Origin of the sequence: Paraburkholderia sp. GAS448, from assembly GCF_050435685.1 — a bacterium.
Classification (GTDB): domain Bacteria; phylum Pseudomonadota; class Gammaproteobacteria; order Burkholderiales; family Burkholderiaceae; genus Paraburkholderia.
This window is the reverse complement of record NZ_JBNDKT010000021.1, coordinates 111051-129322: the sequence shown is the minus strand read 5'-3', so window position 1 is coordinate 129322 and position 18272 is coordinate 111051. Positions and strand designations below refer to the sequence as shown.

Annotated in this window: 13 protein-coding genes; 2 read left to right on the top strand and 11 right to left on the bottom strand. The window is 64.1% G+C overall.

Annotated elements, in window-relative coordinates:
- Positions 1-525: 525 nt before the first annotated feature.
- From P3T23_RS30750 to P3T23_RS30735, 4 genes are all read right to left on the bottom strand, one after another.
- Positions 526-2994, bottom strand: coding sequence for a penicillin acylase family protein (locus tag P3T23_RS30750; protein ID WP_429319855.1), 2469 nt, complete (start codon positions 2992-2994; stop codon positions 526-528).
- 86 nt (positions 2995-3080) lie between these two features.
- Entirely contained in the window at positions 3081-3935 is an 855-nt protein-coding gene (locus P3T23_RS30745; RefSeq protein ID WP_429319854.1) for an IclR family transcriptional regulator, read from the bottom strand.
- A 131-nt stretch (positions 3936-4066) separates the two neighbouring features.
- Positions 4067-4315, bottom strand: a complete 249-nt coding sequence (locus P3T23_RS30740) for a hypothetical protein (protein WP_429319853.1) — start codon at positions 4313-4315, stop codon at positions 4067-4069.
- Positions 4316-4382: 67 nt separating this feature from the next.
- Positions 4383-4910: a lecithin retinol acyltransferase family protein gene (locus P3T23_RS30735; protein ID WP_429319852.1), complete on the bottom strand. Its 528-nt coding sequence runs from the start codon at positions 4908-4910 to the stop codon at positions 4383-4385.
- A 471-nt stretch (positions 4911-5381) separates the two neighbouring features.
- On the opposite strand from P3T23_RS30735, the gene P3T23_RS30730 reads away from it, so the two are divergent.
- Both P3T23_RS30730 and P3T23_RS30725 read left to right on the top strand, forming a co-directional pair.
- A complete protein-coding gene (locus P3T23_RS30730; protein ID WP_429319851.1) occupies positions 5382-5669 on the top strand; it encodes a hypothetical protein in 288 nt (95 codons plus the stop codon).
- A 5-nt stretch (positions 5670-5674) separates the two neighbouring features.
- Positions 5675-6445 carry a PP2C family protein-serine/threonine phosphatase gene (locus P3T23_RS30725; protein WP_429319850.1) on the top strand — a complete coding sequence of 257 codons (771 nt, stop codon included), beginning with the start codon at positions 5675-5677 and terminating at the stop codon, positions 6443-6445.
- 36 nt (positions 6446-6481) lie between these two features.
- Here the strand turns inward: P3T23_RS30725 and P3T23_RS30720 are convergent, their stop codons facing one another.
- The 7 genes from P3T23_RS30720 to P3T23_RS30690 all read right to left on the bottom strand — a co-directional run bounded on the left by P3T23_RS30720 (position 6482) and on the right by P3T23_RS30690 (position 18053).
- Positions 6482-7834 (bottom strand): sigma-54 interaction domain-containing protein, encoded by a 1353-nt coding sequence (locus P3T23_RS30720; protein WP_429319888.1) that lies wholly within the window; start codon positions 7832-7834, stop codon positions 6482-6484.
- Entirely contained in the window at positions 7831-10887 is a 3057-nt protein-coding gene (locus P3T23_RS30715) for a peptidase domain-containing ABC transporter (protein ID WP_429319849.1), read from the bottom strand. The genes P3T23_RS30720 and P3T23_RS30715 overlap by 4 nt, the downstream gene beginning before the upstream one ends.
- A 105-nt stretch (positions 10888-10992) precedes the next feature.
- On the bottom strand, positions 10993-11745 hold the full coding sequence (locus tag P3T23_RS30710) for a peptidylprolyl isomerase (protein WP_429319848.1): 753 nt from the start codon (positions 11743-11745) through the stop codon (positions 10993-10995).
- Positions 11746-11898: 153 nt separating this feature from the next.
- Complete coding sequence (locus P3T23_RS30705) at positions 11899-13272, bottom strand: HlyD family efflux transporter periplasmic adaptor subunit (RefSeq protein WP_429319847.1); 1374 nt, start codon at positions 13270-13272, stop codon at positions 11899-11901.
- The gene (locus tag P3T23_RS30700; protein ID WP_429319846.1) at positions 13250-15787 is read right to left on the bottom strand and encodes an FHA domain-containing protein; all 2538 of its coding nucleotides are present in this window, start codon (positions 15785-15787) and stop codon (positions 13250-13252) included. The genes P3T23_RS30705 and P3T23_RS30700 overlap by 23 nt, the downstream gene beginning before the upstream one ends.
- A gap of 202 nt (positions 15788-15989) precedes the next feature.
- Positions 15990-17366 (bottom strand): efflux transporter outer membrane subunit, encoded by a 1377-nt coding sequence (locus tag P3T23_RS30695; RefSeq protein ID WP_429319887.1) that lies wholly within the window; start codon positions 17364-17366, stop codon positions 15990-15992.
- Between the two features lie 411 nt (positions 17367-17777).
- Complete coding sequence (locus P3T23_RS30690; protein ID WP_429319845.1) at positions 17778-18053, bottom strand: hypothetical protein; 276 nt, start codon at positions 18051-18053, stop codon at positions 17778-17780.
- Positions 18054-18272: the final 219 nt, after the last annotated feature.

Genomic DNA, 18272 nt, shown 5'->3' with positions numbered 1-18272 from the left:
CCCGCACGGCGGGGCCTCGATCCACGTTGCCTTGTAGCGTTTCAGTGCGAGGCGCAACGTGCCGCAGGTTTCCCCAGGTGCGAAAGAATAGAGACCAGGGGACCGCCCGACCGGTACATGTGCAGGTCACGAATGGCGACTGCGGGTCGTGAACGAGCGTTCAATCTTCTCGTCAGCGGCCAATCTCTCCGATCGATGCCGATATGTTTGACCGGTAGCTGAATGACTGCTGCCAGGGAGAACCCGACGTTCAAATGCCCGCGCAATGGTGTTGGCGAACGGCCGTAGTTGGCCGTGCTCTGCCGGACGCGGATGTCGCCGGCCGACCCCATTTGAGCCGCACAGATCAGATCTCCGAACGTCCGCGCCCGGGCCGACATGAGAGGATCGCACATGACGCTTCCTTGAGCGTCTGTGTGCAATGGCGCTATCTCCCGCTAAGGCGCGGCAGATCGCGGGGACCGCAATCATGCACATGGACTGCGCGCTTCGACTTCAGCTCGCAGCGCGCGACGGACCGCCCGATCAGCGAGCCTGTGGCGTCAGTTCGAGCCGATGGAGCGCGGCGCCGGGCAGAAACGGCGTCGCGGCGCCGCGGACCCACGCTTCATGTCCTGCAAGAAAATAAGGCGACAGCGGATTGCCCGACTGCCCACCCGGCATCTCGAAGATGCCGTCCTGCTCGCGCCCCGGCGACACCACCATCCGCCCGGATGCGCCGAAGCTCGGCGACTGCACCCGCGGCATGTTGAAGTCGCCCGGCAGCGGATCGCGCGGCGCACCCAGCCAGCGGCGCACCCACGGCAGCCATGCCGGCACGATCCGCGCAAACGGATGCTCGATCGCCGCGCGGTTGCGCTCGCCCCAGCGTGCTTCGTCTAGCTTCGTTCCGTCGACGTCCGCGCGAGGCAACTGCCCGATCGCGCGATCGATCCGGTCGAGCATGAACGCGCGCCAGTCGGCAAACCCGTCCGGCATCCACGCACGATGCGCGGCGAGCGCTTCCATCACCACGGCGTAGCGCGAACTCGCCCAGCGGAAGCCGAGTTGCGGATCCTGCGCGGCGAGATCCGCGTCGAGCTTGCCGAACCACGCGTCGTAAAGCGAAAAGTAAAACGCGCGCACGAGGCGATAGCCAACCGCGTTTGCATCCGCGCGGCCGTTCCACGTTTCTACGAGCCGGCGGAATTCCGTGCGCTGCGGATGGTCCCTGAGCGCGTCGTCGTCGAGTGCGGACAACGCGAGGCGCCGCCAACTGTCGATCCACAGTGCGCGATCGTCGATCTGGATCGACAGCATGTCGCGCTCACCGGCGTGCGGCAACGCCAGCAGATCGTCGCGGATCTGCGATGCGCGGGCACCCAGGTCAGCGCCTGCATCGCCCAGCAGTGCCGCTTCAGCTGGCGGCAACGTGCGGTTGTTCGCAGTCCACAGACGTCCGGGTGGCGGGTCGATCCGCGACGGGTACGCCTGCGGCGGCAGGTAGGTGTGCCAGCCTTCGTAGCTGGACGAATCGAAGGGCAGATCGTCAGCCAGTCCGCGTGCTTCTGTGACGCCAGCGTCACCACCACTGCGCTGCGGCAGCGGACCCGCCAGGGTCCAGCCGATGTTGCCGTGCACGTCGGCAACCATGAAGTTCTGCGTCGGGATGCCGCTGGTTTGCGCTGCATGAAGCGCATCCGCGATGTCGGTGCTGTCTTCGAGATGCTGCAGGTTCAGGTTGACCGCTTCGCGATCGTGCGCCACCCAGCGCAGCGCATAGGCGTGCGGTCCGGCCACAATCTGCGGACCCCATTGCGTATCGACGACCGGCAGGTCGACGGGCGCGCCGTCCTTCACATCGATGCGTTCATGGTGAATCGTCGCGCGCGCCCAGGCGCCGCCCGGAATCCGGTACTGCAACGGGTCCGACGGATTACGCTGCAATTCGATGAGGTCGATGAAGCGGCCATAGCTGTTGGTGAACCCCCAGGCGACCTGCCCGTTGCTCCCGGCGATGACAAGCGGCGCGCCTGGCAGGCTGACACCCGTGATGCGGCGCTCCCGCCCGTCCGCGCGAGGCCAGACTAGCGACAGGCGGTACCAGATGTTCGGCAGCGACAGGCCGAGGTGCATGTCGCTCGCAAGGATGGCGCCGCCATGAACCGTGTGCGCGCCATCGACGACCCAGCCGTTGCTGCCAGTCATCGTGTTGCCATCGTAAGGCGCGCGCTCCGCTCGCGCGACCCCGGCGGGCTTCGACGCACGCAGCCAGTCCGGGCGTGTGGCGGGCGGCGTCGCAAGTGCTTCGTGCGGCGGCACGGCGACGTCGAACGGCGCATCCCAGTGGCTATTGGCCGGCAGCAGGAACGCGAAAACGTCAGCCGGCACGCGCTCGCGCAATGCCGCGCGCGACAGGATGCGGCGCACCTCGTGCATCTGCAGATCGAAGTACATCGCATACACGACGAGCAGGGTGTCCTCCGGACGCCACTGCGACGGATGCACCCGCAGCACCCAGTACTCGAACGGACGCGCAGGGAGCGACGCAAGCCCGTCGTTGACCCCCGCCGTATAGCGCTCGATGATCTGCTTCTGGTCAGGGGGTAACGCATCGAATGCGGTCCGCGCGCGCTCGCGGAAACGGTGCACGCGATTGCGCCGATCGAGTTCGAGCGCGGACGATCCGACAAGCGCGCTCATCTCCCCCGCAGCGACGCGGCGGAGCAGATCCATCTGGAAGAAACGGTCCTGCGCATGGACAAAGCCGGTGGCCCATGCGACGTCGGTGCGCGTCGGGCCGCGCAGTGTCGGCACGCCGAGCGCGTCGCGCTCGATCGTAACGGGCGCGGACAACGAGGGGGCGGCGTGGCTGCCGTCGAGTTGCGGGAGACTTGCGCGCAACACCAGCCAACCCGCCATTGCACCTGCAGCGAGGACGACGGCCAGCAACCCCAGCAGGATCGCCAGCCAGGCGAAAAGCGGTTTTCGTGAGGAGCGGTTCGAACGGGTCATCCAAGATCACAGAGGTGACTGCTGCGGTGCTGCATTGCCTCTAGCCGGCGTCGCGACCTGCTCCGACGCCCCCGGCTTCGTACCACTCACGCCGCGCGCGGGCGCCCCTTGCGCTTCGCTTCCACCTTCTGCACAACCGCGACCGCGGGCGCGACGTTCGCGCTGCGCTTGAAGTACGGCGAACTGAGCGTCGCCGCACCCATGTCCGACGCGGCCTCCAGCAACGCCGGCGCGAGTTCCTTCAGACGCGCCTCGGGCAGACGGCTCGTCGGCCCGGCGAGACTGACGATGCCCACCACCTTGCCGGTCACCGGATGCCGGATCGCCGCGGCCATCGACGTCATCCCTGCCTCGTAGGTCTCGCTCGCGACACCGTAGCCGCGCTTGCGGGCGCCGTTCAGTTCCTGCAGGAACTGCTGGATGGTTTTCGGCGCCTTCGGCCCACCCTGCCCCGGCTTGCCGATCCCACCCTGGCGCGACACGAGTTCGAGCGCTTCCTCGTCGCTCAGCGTCGAGAGCCACGCCTGCCCGCTTGCGGTGCAATGCAGCGGCGGCTGGCTCCCCATGTCCGGGTCGTAGCGAAGGCCGGACTTCGCGCCCTGCGCCTTGCCGACAAACGTGATGTGATCGTCTTCAACCACGCCCAGCCGCGCCAGTTCGCCCGAGGCCGCCGCGAGCCTGTCGAGCACCGGCTGCGAGATGTCGAGCACGCCGCCCGTCGACAGCCAGATCAGGGCGAGCGACACCAGCTTGAGCGCCAGCACGTATTCGCCATGCTCATCCTGGCGCACGTAGCCTTCTTCGATCAGTTCCGCCAGCAAACGATGGGTGCCGCTACGCGGAATGTTCAGCGTATCGGCAATGGTCGCAAGCTGCATGCTGCCGCCTTGCCTCGCCAGCAATTCGATGATCGACAGCGCCCGTTCCAGGTTCCCCGCCATGATGCACTCTCATCCCGATTTAGATATCAAATGAGAACACGATTCCACATCGGAATTCAAGCGCATGCGTACCGGCAGCAACGGGGAAACATGATGCACGTCTGGCGAACGCGCTCCTGCGCCCAACACGATCACGCTGCCCGCCGGTAGCCGTTCATCGCCGGGCGTTCAGCCGCGGGCGGAAACACGTTCCATGTACCGTCGTCGTGGCGGAAGAAGAAGATCGACAGCAGGCCGCCCGGGCGCAACGCCTCGACGCACACATAGCGCCGGCGGTGCGTGCCGGTACGGCAGCAACGCGCGACGCGCGCCGGCATCGCGGGTGTCGGGGCGAGCCACTTGTCGACGGCCCAGTGCAACGATTTTTCTGCGCTGATCATCTCGTTCTCCTTCAGTCCTGTTTCCTGGTTACTGCGCCGCGTCCGTCCATTTGGGCGTCGGCCGTGTTCATGCATGTGCCACGCCGTAGCCGCCCTTCACACCCGCTTCGACAAACGCCTTGCACAGGCACACAAGAGCGTGCAGCCCTGTGCGCGGATGCGTGAGGCAGGTGCGTACCTGTTCGCTATGGCTTTCGCCAAGCAGGCACCATGCGCAGAAGTGCTCGCAGTTGTTCGTCAACAGGCGATAGCGGTTTTCGCCGAGCCTGGAGCGCGCGCGCAGCACGGCTTCGTCGCTGGAGTACTTCGGGAAGGGGTTCGGGCGGACTACAACCGGATGGCCAGCGGCGAAGCGCATGAGCGAGACTTCCTCAACCGGGCCGCGATGCGCGGAGCAGGCAAAACCTGAGTAGTGAACGACCTTGCCGCCACCGACGTAGATGCCGTGATGTTCATAACCACTGCGTTGCGTGACGAGATGCGCACCGGGCATCAGTTCGTCGAAGTCGCCAAGCGGAACGTCAGGCAAAGTCGACACGGCAGCGCGATCCGCGCTCCGCCCTTCGATGCTCGCCTGCTGCTGGTAGTGGTTCATGGCTTGCCCCGGTTTCTTCGTTCATGCAAGCGTGGCTTGCATCGATTGACCAACACTGTTGCGAGGTCTTCCGCATCAACCGGGCCATGTCATTCAAGCCATTGATTTACATGACTTTTCCTTAAAGAAGGCGAGGAAGGGTGCAGTGTTGTGTACGGGTATGCCCAACAGTTTCTTGCCTCGAACTGTTGGCGTGCCCCCATCAACCGGGTACGAATCGACGCGACGCGAATGCATCGCAGAAGTGTTGGGCAGACCACCTTTTCCCGCCCTCTGTGTTGGCGTTCATCCAACGTCCTGCCCGTCGCGCGACGCTGCCCGCATGGAGCCTCACGCGGGAAACCGCCAGCCAATCAAGGTGTTACGGGTAGCGTGCCGGCGCGGCGTCAAACTGGCATGGCACTTGCACCATGTCATTCAACTTTTCTTGATCCAAGGCCGTGATTCGGCGGCCGCCTCTGGAGACCCGCCATGTCCTCCATCACTGTCAGTGACCTCTCGCTCAACATCGCGCTGGACCGCAAGGCGATGGCCGCCATCCGCGGCGGCGGCGGCGCCCCCTGGGTGTATGGCTGGATCCAGCCGTACGTGCGCGAAACGCCGACCGTCGGACCGGTCGTCAACCTGTACGAGATCTCCAACAGCTTCTATGCTAACCAGATGAACAACACGTTCCAGTCGGTGAGCGTACAAAACACCGGCTCGAACCTGACCATCAACGCCTCGCCCGACGCACGCAACACCAACACTGCGGGGTAGATCCCGTGATCTGTCCAAGCCAGTTTCGCTGGGCTTCGTCGGCGCGTTCCGACGTGGGACGCGTACGCGAAATCAACGAGGATGCCTGCCTCGACCAGCCAGACAAAGGGCGCTGGGCCGTGGCCGACGGCATGGGTGGCCACGCCGTCGGCGATCTCGCGAGCCGGCTCGTCGTTGACACCTTGAGCCAGATGTCGCCGCCTGCCAGCATGAAGCGCTTCATCGCCGACGCGCGGACGCGCCTGCAGGTCGCGAATCGTCAGCTGAGGGAAGAAGCGGCGCGGCGTCAGGTGCAACGGATCGGCAGCACGGTCGTCGTGCTGCTTGCCTGCGACCGCTTCTGCGGGTATCTATGGGCGGGCGACAGCCGCCTCTATCTTTACCGGCAGGGTCAATTGCGGCAGTTGACGCGCGATCACAGCCAGGTTGAGGAACTCCGCCTGCAGGGACGTCTGACGGACGAAGAGGCGCGCCACCATCCGGCCCAGCACATGATCACGCGCGCAGTCGGCGCGACCGACCGGCTCACCCTCGACGAAGACGCCATCGAAGTCGCTGATGGCGACGTCTTCCTGCTGTGCAGCGACGGCCTCAGCAACGAAGTCACCAACGACGAGATCCTGACCACACTGGCGAACGTGGACTGCCACCGCGCGTCCGAAGAGCTGGTGGACATCGCACTGGCGCGCGGCGGCCGCGACAATATCTCGGCGGTGGTCGTGCAGGCCGAAGATCCTCACGCGTCGGACAAGACCCTGCTGAATCCGGCGCCCTGAGCGCGGCCGATTCGCATCGACAGCATGTGCGCGCGGTCAGCCAGCTTCGGCGTCCTCGCCGTCGTCGTCTTTGCCCTGGCCGTTCTTCTTCTCGCCCTGATGGCGAAAATCCTTCGAATGCAGACCGTGCTTCTTCAACAGCATCTGCAGATGCGACCGGTTCATGTCGACCCGTCTCGCCAGTTCGGCCACCGTGCCGCCAACCTCATGCAAGCCGCGTTCGAGGAACGCCTTTTCGGCTTCGTCGCTGGCAGCCCGCTTGGCATCCGCAAGCGACAGCAGGTTCGATACGTTCGCGCCACCTACCCCTGCACCACCCGCGTTACCGGCGCTGCCCTGCACGCCTGAACTCATCGGCACGGGCCGCATATCCACAGGCAGGTGTTCCAGATCAGCGGTATCGCCCGCGAGACACGAGATGCGGTACATCACGTTGCGCAGCTCCCGGATGTTGCCGGGATACGCGTAGGTGAGCATGAAGTCGCGCAGCCTCGGGGTCAGCCTGACCGGTCGCCGCTTGAGCGTGCCGGCGGCTTCGTCGCCGAAGTAGGCGACCAGCAGCGGAATCTCGTCGCGCCGCTCGCGCAGCGGCGGCAAGGTCACATGAATCACGCTCAACCGGTAGAACAGGTCTTCGCGAAACGTCCCCTCCTCGCTCAGGCGACGCAGATTGCGGTTCGTCGCGGCCACGATGCGGGTATCGACGGCGATCGTTTCGTCCGAGCCGACGCGCTGGATCTCGTGCGCTTCGAGCACGCGCAAGAGCTTCACCTGGCCTGCCAGCGGCAACTCGCCGATCTCGTCGAGAAAGATCGTGCCGGTATGCGCGCTTTCGAACTTGCCCTTGCGGTCGCTCGATGCCCCCGTGAACGCGCCGCGCCGGTGGCCGAACAGCTCGGACTCGAGCAGGTTGTCGGGAATCGCGCCGCAGTTGACCGAGATATACGGCTTGTCGGCCCGGCTGCCGTTCGCGTGAATCACCTTCGCCATCAGTTCCTTGCCCGTCCCGCTCTCGCCATCGATCAGCACGGGCAGATCGGTCGGCGCGGCTTTCTCGGCGATTTCGAGCGCTTCGAGCAGCTTGGGGTTGTCACCGAACGTTCCTTCGAAGATGAAGCTGCGTTCAAGCAGTGCCTGGCGCCGCGCCCCTCGCGACTGGTCGACGCGCGGCGGTTCCGCGACTGCCTGCACGAAGCGCTCGCGGTGCGACATCTGCATGACTTCGTCGCGCAGCGAACTCGCCTGGCGAAGCAGCTTGTCGATGTCCGCGCGCTCGAGTCTCGACGACCAGCGCAGCGTCGAGCGCAGGATCTCGATTCTTTCGATCAAGCCTGCGTATGAGATGGCGGGGCTCGTCCCCTCTTCGGTCTGGTCGAGTATCTTCATCAGGCGCTCAACTGTTTCTGGACAAGCTGGTAGTACATGCCCTTCCTCTCCACCAGTTCTTCGTGCCGCCCCTGTTCGACGATTGCGCCCTCGTAAAGCACGAGGATCTTGTCGGCACGCATGATGGTGCTGAGCCGGTGCGCGATGATCACCGCCGTGCGCCCCTTGAGGATGTCGTGCATGTTGCCGAGAATATTGCTTTCCGACTGCGAATCGAGCGCCGAGGTGGCCTCGTCGAACACCAGCAGGCGCGGATCGTGATAGAGCGCCCGCGCGATGCACAGCCGCTGGATCTGGCCGCCCGACAGCCCGATGCCGCGCTCGCCGACAATCTGTTCGTAGCCGAGCGGCATCTTGCTGATGAACGCATGCGCGTCGGCCATCTTCGCGACCTCCTCGATGCGGCGACGTTCGGGCGCATCGTCGCCGCTCGCGATGTTCTCCGCGATCGTGCCGGAGAACAGCAGATTGCTCTGCATCACGTAGCCGATCTGCGCGCGGTAGTAGGCCTTGTCGATCACATTCATGTCGTAGCCGTCGACCGTCATCTTGCCTTCGGACGGTGCATAGAATCCGACCAGCAGTTTGGCGAGCGTCGTCTTGCCCGAACCGCTGCGGCCGACAATCGCCACCAGCTCACCCGGCTTGATATCGAAGCTGATGTTCTCGAGCACATAGGCGCTGTCGTCCTCACCGTAACGGAAATAGACGCCGCTCATGCTGATTTCGCCCTGCAGCTCCGGCAGCATCACACGCGAGGGCAGATCTTCCGGCTTCTGTTCGGGCTCGATGTCGAGGACGTCGCCCAGTCTTTCCATCGCAACGCCTGCGTCGTTCAACATGCTCCACAGGCCCACCAGCCCCATCAACGGACTCAGCACGCTGCCCATGAAGGCATTGAAGGCAATCAGCTGGCCGATCGTCATCTCGCGCGCCAGCACCAGATTCGCGCCCACCCAGAGGATCGCGATGGTCGTCGCGGCATTGAGCAGCTGGCTGCCCAGCCCGACCAGAATGTTGAATGCATGCGCGCGGTACTGCAATTCCAGCGCTTTCGCGTACTTCTTCTCCCAGCGCAGGCGCACCGGACGCTCGATGCCCATGCCCTTGACCGTCTCGACACCGGCCAGCGCTTCCATCAGGAAGGATTTGGAATCGGTCGAGGCGGCGAACACGGAACGCGCGTATGACTTGAGCTTTGGCGTGGCAAGCACGGTGAGCCCCATGATCGGAATCACGAAGGCGATCAGCACCAGTGTCATCTTCACGTTGTAGAAGAACATGATCGAGAAGTAGATGAACACCATCAGCAGGTTCAACGCGGTCGCGACGGTCGATTCGGTCAGGAACGCGCGGATCGTCTGGTTTTCCTGGAAGCGCGCAAAGATATCGCCGGTCTTGCGCTTCGCGAAGAACGAGAACGGCAGTGACATCGTGTGTTTGAAAAACTGCGACATCATCGCGAAGTCCATGTTGCGGACCATGAAATTCGCCAGATAGGCGCGGATCGTGGACATCAGCTGCGTGAACACGTTGGAGATGATCAGCCCGACAATCAACAGATGCAGCAGGCTGACGTTCTGATGCACGATCACGCCATCGAGGACGTTCTGGATGATGAGCGGCGGAATCACGCCCAGCACCTGAATCACGAAGGTCGCAAGAAACAGGTTCGCGAGGATCTTCCTGTAGGGCGTGAGGTAACCGACAAAGCGTATCCACGGCGAACGCGCCGCCGCCATCTGCGCGAGATTCGGCCCCGCCGTGAAGATCAGACAGGTGCCGCTCCAGCCGCGCTCGAAATCCTCGACACTCAGTTTCCTGAAGCCGAGTGCCGGATCGGCCACCCACACATAGTCTTTCGAGAGGCCATACACCACGATGTAGTGATAGCCCTCCCAGTGCACGATGAACGGCAGATCGAAGCCGCGCAGCGCGTCGAACGTGCATTGCACGCCGCGCGCCGTAAAGCCGAGCGACTCTCCGGCGCGCGCGAGGCTGTCGAGCGTCGCGCCCTGCGTCGTAACGTTGGCAAGCTCGCGCAGTTTGCCGAGCGTCATGGGGATGCTGTAGTGCCTGCACACCATCGCCAGACAGGCCGCGCCGCAATCCATCTCCTCGGCCTGCTCGACGAGCGCAAACCGCTTGATGACCTTCTCGCCGAACTCGGGCTTCGTGTGAAGGTCGAGCGTCAACGGCAGCTTGCGCCGCTGCTCGATCCGCTTCTGGCGTTCGAGTTCGCGGTCGGAATAGCGAATCCGTTCTTCGAGCACTTCGCGAAGTTTCGGATTGCGCTCCAGGATGAAATGGACGGTTCGCTCAGGGATCACGAGCAGCCGCGTGTCGGCAGTCGCGATGACCGAAGCCATCTGCTCCTGGCGCATCAGGCAGGCCTTCTCGCCGAAGATTTCGCCTTCGCCCAGCGTCGCGAGCGTGTAATCCTTGTCGTCCTCGCGCCGCACGATGCGCACTTCGCCCTGCCGCACGACGTAGAGCCGCCGGTCTTCGCGCGAATCCTGCTTGAGGATTTCCTTGCCCGCGCTGACCCGCTTCACGCCCACGCTGCGCACGTATTCTTCCAGCTCGGCCTTGTTGAGCTTGCCGCGCAGATCGAACAGCTGCGCCACGAACCCGCCCGCGGAACTGATCGCCACATAGCTCGCGACGAACGCCAGTGCGACCTGGTTGCCGCCAATCACCGGTTCGATCGCCGCGCGCGGTATGAACAGCAGTTCGGTTTTCGCCGAGGCCCGCACCGACGATTCATGCACATAGGTGCGCAGCATCGCGATATCGGCAAAGATCTCGCCCGTCTTGCGCACGCCCATGCTGATTTCCTTGCCGTGCTCCTCGGTAAAGATGCGCACCGAGCCCGACTTGACGATAAAGAGTCCTTCCGCCGGCTCGCCCGCATTGCACACCGTTTCGCCGAATGAGTAGAAGCGGCTTTGCGCATGCTCCGCCATGCGCTCGAGTTCCTCGCGCGAAAACGGCGACAGGATCTCGACCGATGACAGAAACTCCGCCGCGGACGGCGATGTCTGGGGTGCGTCCATGTGCTTGCGAACCTCGACGTTGGCGCGTGCTGTGCGTCGTGCGTCCTGAGCCTGCACGGGCCCAGGAGCCGTGGATTGTTTCAGCCTGCCCAGGGCCTGTTCACGCTAGCGGGCCTCGATGACATGCTCCTGTGCGCGCGCGATCAGCCATCCCTCGCGCAACAAACGCTTCACTTCGGCGGCGACATCTTCGTCGAGCTTCGCCGGATATTTGGCCGTGACCGCGAAAATCTCATAGCAGGAACGGTCCGGCGACGGAAACGGCCCAAGCAGATCGCCGACCGCCGCATTGAAGATCTTCGCCTCGATGTCCGCCTTGAGCGAGCCGCGCAGCACCTTGCCGATCACGCCGCCCGACTCGCGCGTATCCGCGATCGAATGTTCGCGCGCCATGTCGGCGAAGCTCTCCGGATCGTCGTGCAGGTACGAGATCATTTCTTTCGCCTTGCCCTCGCTGTCGAGCACGATGTGGCTGACCTCGATTGCGTCGAACTTCGGCGAGTTCAGCGAGAAGTACTCCTCGATCGCCGCCTGGTTGCTCACCCTGTCGAGCATGCGTTCCTGATACAGGCCGTCCGTGATGAACGCCTCGAATTCGTCCAGACTCACACCGAGCGCATCCAGGTACTGGTTCATATCGGTAGCGCGGTGCAGCCCACGCACCCGGCGAAACTGATCCGCGCGTTCCTGGATCTCATCCGCCGATACGGTGATGCCCTGCTTCTTCGCGGCGTGCACGGTGAGCTTGTCGCGCACCAGTTGCTCGATCAGGCTCTCGAACTGTCCCGTCAGTTTCAGTAGACGTATGAATTCGGCGACGTCCACGACTTCTTCATCGATTCGTACAATCGCGGTCATCTCATCCGCTCCTCTGGTTGGCATTCTCCGGCCCGCACGCCGGGGCTTCCATGCGCGTGCGGCCTCGCGGTTCGGTTCCGGTTCGGTTCCGGTTCGATTCGGTTCGCTCCATCACATCGCACGACCTGGCGTTGCATTGCATCGGCGCGCCGCTCATCCGGCGAGTTGCCTGAACGGGTCGAGACCCAGATCGATCAGGCGCCGCTCGCGCACGACGATCTCCGCGCTCGCCGTCATCCCGTATCGCAACGGATACCTGTTTTCGGCGATCTGGTAGTAGTTGCGCTCAAGCGTGACGCGCCCTTCGTAGACTGGCTGCTTGTCCTGCACAGACGGCTTGGTCGCGGGCGAAATATAGGCGAGCGTGCCGCTGATGAGCCCATAGCGCTGGTAGGGGAACGCGCTGAACTTCATCTTCACGGGCAGGCCTTCGTGCAGGAACGCGCGATCGCGCTCGGCGATCTCGATCTTCAGCACAGGACGCGCATCTTTCGGCGCGATGCCGCCGAGCGGCGCGTTGGCCTGGATCTTGTCGCCGGGCTGCGTGGTCGTCACGTCGGTCACGACGCCTGAAGCCGGTGCGAGAATCAGCAGGAAATTGTCCTTGTCGATGTTCTCGAAGCGGATGCGCGCGGCGGCGTCGGCCACCAGCCGCGCGGTCTGAACCTGCAGGCGCAGCTTGTCTTCGGCGTTCGCGATCTCGCGCATGGCCGCGTCGTACTGGATCTGCAGATTGGTGGCTTGCTGGCCGCTGGTTTCGAGCTGCGCATTCGCCTGCGCATATTCGTGACTCAGGCGGAAATCCAGTTCCGCGAGTTTCGACTGCGCGACGCGGTACGCATTGTCCGCCTGCAGATACGCGGTTTTCTTCGCTTCGACCTGCAGTTCTGCGACACCGCCGCCACCCGGCTGCGCGAAGAGACGTGAGTAGCTGTCGAGTTCCTGACGTGCCGCGTCGCGCAGCCGGCGGGCGTTCTCGAGTTCGCTGCGCGCCTGCTCCAGTTCGGCCTTCTGCCCTTCGGCGAGCTTCGTCGTGCCCTCGGAAATGCGGTTCTCGTGCAGCTTCGATTCGACCTCGATCTGTTCCTTCAATGCCGCCGCCTTGCGTTCCATCAGCGCCTTCTGCTCCGGAAACTGCTTCCATTCGCGCTCGGCGTCGTCGAGCTTCAACTGCGCCTGCAGCGCGTTGGTTGCCGCTTCGATCGCACCCCGCGCGTTCAGTCTCGCGAGCACGTCGCCTTTCGACACCGGCTGGCCTTCGGCGATATAGAGGTCCGCCAGTTCCCCGTCGATGGGCGCATAGATACGCCGCACGTCCGACTCCGGCGCGAGCGTGCCCTGCGCGCTCACGATCACATCCGCGCGGCCGATGAACGACCACAGCAGTCCGGCCACGACCAGCGCCACCATCGTCAGCACGAGGGCATACGCCATCCGGACCGGCTCGGCGGTGAGGATCGCGATGCCTTCCGCGCTGTGATCTTCCAGCGCTTCGGACAGCGGCTTAAGGTGATTGTCGCGCTTCACCGCTGTTGCCTCCGATGAGTGCCAGCTTCGACTTCAGCAGCGCAGGTTCGAGGACCATGCGCAATTCCTCCAGCGAGCGGCGTTGCAGTTCTGCTTCGGCGTCGACGTCGTCGACCAGTTGGTCCCAGTCGGACGCGTGGTCTGCCCTGAGCTGCGTGTAGATGCGCATGCCCTGATGCGCGAGCGTCTGCGCGTCGGTCAGGAGCCGCGCCTGGCTGCGGAACCCCTCGGAGATGCCCGACTCGAGCCGCTGCGTGCCGCCGATCGCGCCATTCGCCCGATACTGGCGCCACAGGCCCTGCGCGCGCGCGAGCAGATCCTGCGCACGCGAGAGCGCCTTGTCGCGCAGCGCGGCGACGTCAGACTGGATGGCACGCACGAACCAGGCGTCTTGCGCAGGATCGAGTCCTGCGTAGAACGACAGGAGCCGTTCGTCGTAGTCCTTCGTGCCGCGGGTCTTCTGCAGGTCGCTGAACTGGTCGAAGAGGGCTTTCTTGTGCGCCTGTTCGGCGGCAAGCACATCGGACCACGGACCCGCAGGTATCGCCTGCAGATCCGCCAGCGCCGTCTGGCCGTCGCCGCGCTGCCAGGCAGCCGACGCTGCGTCGTGGCGGGCGATCACATCCGCCGAAGGCAGGCGGGTGGCGGCCAGTTGCTGAAAGTGAGCCTGGAACGGTGGCGTCGTGAAGCGCACTTTCCTGAGCAACGCCAAGAGCGGCACAAGCCGGCGAGCGGTCGCTTCGTTCAGTACGGCCGTGTACTGCCGCAGGTCTTCGCGCACCCGATCGAGACCGGCGAGGCGCGGATAGCGCTGCGCGTAGTCGTCGAGCACGGCGGGCAGCGCATCGGGTTTATCCCGTCCCAGTTCGGTGTCGATGGTGGCATTGAGCCGGTCGATCGCGGCGACGTACACCGAATCGTCGCTCTCGAGCTTGCGCAGATGGCTCATGGCCAGCGCGTACGGCTCGACAAACTCGGGCACGTACGACGCGATCCGGTCGAGCGCGCGCTGGTGGCTCTTCGCGTCGTCCTCCCAGCGCTTCAGGAGGCTGTTGATCCGGTCCTCGTCCGCATAGATCCGGATCGGCGCATCCACCCCTCCCCGGCCAACGAAGAAGCGCTCCAGATCCCCCACCCACCGCAATTCGCCGACGAGTGATGCAGCGTCGGCGTTCGGCAGGCTCAACGCTTTCATCTGGGCGATCAACGCGTCGGCGCGGTCGAATTCGCGCGCCTGCAGCGCGGCGAGCCAGCCTGGCACCTTCGCCTTCAGCAATGCTTCGCTGGCGAGCGCCCTGATGTGCGTGTCAGCCGGATGACGGCCCAGATAGTCGTTCGCGACGGCGACCGCCCGGCCATAGTCGCCGGTTGCCAGCAGATTCTTCAGTTCGCGCTCGGACGAGTTCCGCATATACATCGTCACGGCGACCACGACCAGCAGCGCGACGCCCGCGAGCCCCCACCATGCCGTTCGCGGAACCGTGGTGCGCTCGCCGCCGGAGAAGGCGCGCGTGAGTTCGCCGAAGAGCAGGCGCCACCGGCGCTGCGTGCGGCTCATGCGGCTGCCCGCGCGGTTGGCAGGGTCCGGGCGATCGGCTTGCGCGTTGCGTCCGGCGGCCTGTGCGGCCGGCTGCGCCGCCTCGTTGACTTCGTCCTCGCGCTGCAGCGCCCGGTCGACGCAGAAAATGTCGAGGAACGAATGCGCGGCGCCGACAAACGTAGTCTTGTCGGCGTCGAAGTCGTCGATCGGCGGCGTTGAAATCATCTGGGTCACGGTCGGCTCAAATTCGCGCTCGTTCTGCAGTTCCACCCTGTAGACGAAATGGTCGCTGCCGAATGCAACGACGTCGCCTTCCGAGAGCGCATGGGCCGTCTCGTCGAGCCGCTTTCCGTCGACGAAGGTACCGTTCGTGCTGCCCAGGTCCTCCACATACAGGTCACCCGCCTTGAGGAAGATATGCGCATGGCGTCGCGAGATGTAATTGACCTGGTGCGGATAGCGATCCTTGTAGCGCGCGAAAATCTCGTCGGTCTTGCTGACCAGAAACGGAAACGCCCGTAGATCGATGGGCTGGAGGCCGAGATCGTCGCGCTGCGGCACGAGCACGAGCGCGACGTGCGGCGCGGTCTGGGCCGCCGCGACGATGCGCGCACGCGGCTCGACGCCGACCCGGTATTTCAGTTCGCCGCCAAAACAGAGTTCATCGCCGGCGCGCACACGACTGGGCGTCTGACGCACGCTCTTGCCGTTAAGTGTCGTACCGTTCTTGCTGTCGAGGTCCGCGACGTAGACGGCGCCATGCTCCGTGAAAATGCGCGCATGGCGGCGCGAGAGCCGCGTGAGCAGCTCGTGCGGATAGTCCGCGAACGGCGCTTCAATGCGCCCGATCGCAAACAGGCTGTCGATGATCCGTATCGCACCGAGCGCCGGGTGCGACACCGGCGACAGTACGACATCGAACTCCGGGTCCAGTGTCGTTCGCATCTCCGCAATCGAAGCTTCGCCGGGAGTCATTTGTCTGGATCACTAATCGTTTACCCGCTGCTGCGAAAGCATCAGAGGAATGCTGGAGGGAATCGCGGCGGGCAAGCACTGTTCGAATGAACCACCAGTCCGGCGGTCACTTAAGGATTGTAAGTCACACATGGCGGTAGTCAATTGTCAGGTACGGGTGATGCTGCCGCGCATCCTGCGAGGCTGGCGGCAGCGCGTGAACTCAGTGCTCCTTTACTTCGGCCTGCACGTCGACGGACGGCCAGCCGCCGCCCAGCGCCTTATAGAGCAGCACGGTATCGGACAGAATCTGCTGATGATTGGTGAGCAGGTCCTGCTGCGCCTGCAGCAGCGTGCGTTCCGTCTCGAACACTTCGAGCTGCGACACCAGGCCTTCACGCAGTTGCGATTCGATCTGGTCGGCCACCATGCGCAGGCGCGAGACCTCCTGCTGCAGTTCCACGCGCTGCAGTTTGTGCGCGTTCAGGTTGACGAGCGCGTTCTCCACTTCTTCGAACGCACCCATCACGGTGGTTCGATACTGTTGCTCAGCGACCGTGCTTTGCGCCTGGGTCGTTTTGATGTGCGCGCGCACGCTGGGGTCGAAGATCGGAAGGTTGATGCTCGGCATGAAGCCATACGTGAACGATTTGAGCAGATCGGTCAGCGCGAAACTGGCGGTGCCGGCGTGACCGGTCAGGCTGATCGACGGGAGCTGCGCAAGCTTCGCCTCGCCGACGAGGTTGTACGCTTCCAGCACCCTCAGTTCTGACGCGACGACGTCCGGACGCCGCGACAGCAGTTGCGCAGGCAGGCCAGCCGGCACCGGCGGCTGTTGCACGCGTTGCTGCAGATGACCGGCGGGCAGCGTGAACTCGCCGGCGGGCACGCCGATCAGCGTCGACAGCGCATTGTTCGCCACGTCGCGCGAGCGGCGCAGTTCCAGCAACTCGTTGGTCAGACGATTGATTTCTGCCTGCTGCCGCATCACCTGGGTCTTCGGGATCAGGCCATTGCGGTTCTGACCGTCGTAGATCGCGAGGATCTGTCTGTTGGTGGCGAGGGTTTTCTGTTGCTGCTCGATCTGGTCGTCGAACTGCAGGATCTGGAAATAGGTGGTCGCTACCGTCGCCACGAGTTCGAGATAGCCTGCGCGCCAGTCCGCCTCGGTGGCGTGGTATTCGGCCTTCTGCGCCTGCACGCCCTTCTCGACCTTGCCCCAGATGTCGATGTCCCAGTTGACCTGGGTGGCCACGTTGTACTGCTTCAGGAACGGCGCGCCGTTGGTCTTCTGGAAATTGGCGCCGGCGCCGACGTCCATGGTCGGCAGCGCGCCGGCCTGTGCCTCGCCGATCTGCGCCCCGGCGACGTCGATGCGGGCAGCCAGCACCTTGATGTCGAAGTTGCCGGTGATCGCCTTTGCGATCAGCGTATCCAGATACGGGTCGTGAAAGCCCTTCCACCACTGCGGGTCGATCGTATCGGCGGCGGAAATGGCGGAGCCGCTTTTGTCGGACCAACCCGCCTTGGCAGGCGTGTCAGGACGCTTGTAGGCCGGCATGCTGACGTCGCAGGCGCAGAGAACGAATGTGCACAACATCGCCGCGGCAAGCGCGCGCGTTGCGGCATGACGATGGCCCACGCTCTCCACACTGTCCACGCCGTCCATCGCGAAGCGGTTCGCCGACGCAAGGCGCCAGCCATGACGGACGATCGAAAGAAGCGAGGCTGACACGATTTTCTCCGGTAAATCCCTGCTGCACCGCATGTCGGTAATGCGCCCTTCAAGTAAAGCATGTCCTGTCCGGCATCTCCATCGAGACCGGCGCAAAAGGGGGCGCGGGTGTTTGTGCGTGATGCGGGGCGTGTGGAAAGAACGATTGGCTACGGGTTGCTTTTTACGGTTACCGGACGACGCAGTGCTGTAGTCGTCCGGCGCCGGGGTTATCTTCGGGCTGCGGTCCGCCGGGGCATCGAGGCCTGAGCGGTGGTCTCCCCGCAACGATCCTTGTTAAAGCGCGATGCTGTTGCCGTTATCCACGTACGGATTCGACTTCGTGTAGATGTCGGTCAGGAACGCCGAGCCGTTGCCGGTGGAAATCAGCGTGTCGAGGCCGGTGCCGTTGGACTGCGTGGCGAAGACGTTCTTGCTGGTGTCGAGGCTGATCGGCGTGATGTTCACGAAGTTGTTCGACGGGATCGGCATGAGGCCACCGCGTACGGCGCGCATCTTGTTGATGTCGAGTTCTTCGGTCACGTGGAGGTCTTTGATCGTCAGGGTGTTCATCCCGGTTCTCCTGAAAGGAAGGTCAGGTCTTGCGTTCGGATTCGAGAATGCTGTCTGCCCGGAGGTTACTCACGCATAGCCTGTGCCAGGCGCACGCCGGACACCGGAGAAACCGCGCCGAGGCTTGAAAACAGGGAAACTCGCCACGCACCGATGAAGCCCGGGCAGCGCCCTGGAAGATGCGCCCCGTGCGTCGGTGACGGGCTGTGCCAGACAGCG

Excerpts from the sequence above, each read along its gene's own strand:
- P3T23_RS30735 (WP_429319852.1), bottom strand. The coding sequence starts at position 4,910 with ATGAACCACTACCAGCAGCAGGCGAGCATCGAAGGGCGGAGCGCGGAT.
- P3T23_RS30715 (WP_429319849.1), bottom strand. The coding sequence starts at position 10,887 with ATGGACGCACCCCAGACATCGCCGTCCGCGGCGGAGTTTCTGTCATCG.
- P3T23_RS30695 (WP_429319887.1), bottom strand. The coding sequence starts at position 17,366 with ATGTTGTGCACATTCGTTCTCTGCGCCTGCGACGTCAGCATGCCGGCC.
- P3T23_RS30700 (WP_429319846.1), bottom strand. The coding sequence starts at position 15,787 with ATGACTCCCGGCGAAGCTTCGATTGCGGAGATGCGAACGACACTGGAC.
- P3T23_RS30740 (WP_429319853.1), bottom strand. The coding sequence starts at position 4,315 with ATGATCAGCGCAGAAAAATCGTTGCACTGGGCCGTCGACAAGTGGCTC.
- P3T23_RS30745 (WP_429319854.1), bottom strand. The coding sequence starts at position 3,935 with ATGGCGGGGAACCTGGAACGGGCGCTGTCGATCATCGAATTGCTGGCG.
- P3T23_RS30750 (WP_429319855.1), bottom strand. The coding sequence starts at position 2,994 with ATGACCCGTTCGAACCGCTCCTCACGAAAACCGCTTTTCGCCTGGCTG.
- P3T23_RS30730 (WP_429319851.1), top strand. The coding sequence starts at position 5,382 with ATGTCCTCCATCACTGTCAGTGACCTCTCGCTCAACATCGCGCTGGAC.
- P3T23_RS30690 (WP_429319845.1), bottom strand. The coding sequence starts at position 18,053 with ATGAACACCCTGACGATCAAAGACCTCCACGTGACCGAAGAACTCGAC.
- P3T23_RS30710 (WP_429319848.1), bottom strand. The coding sequence starts at position 11,745 with ATGACCGCGATTGTACGAATCGATGAAGAAGTCGTGGACGTCGCCGAA.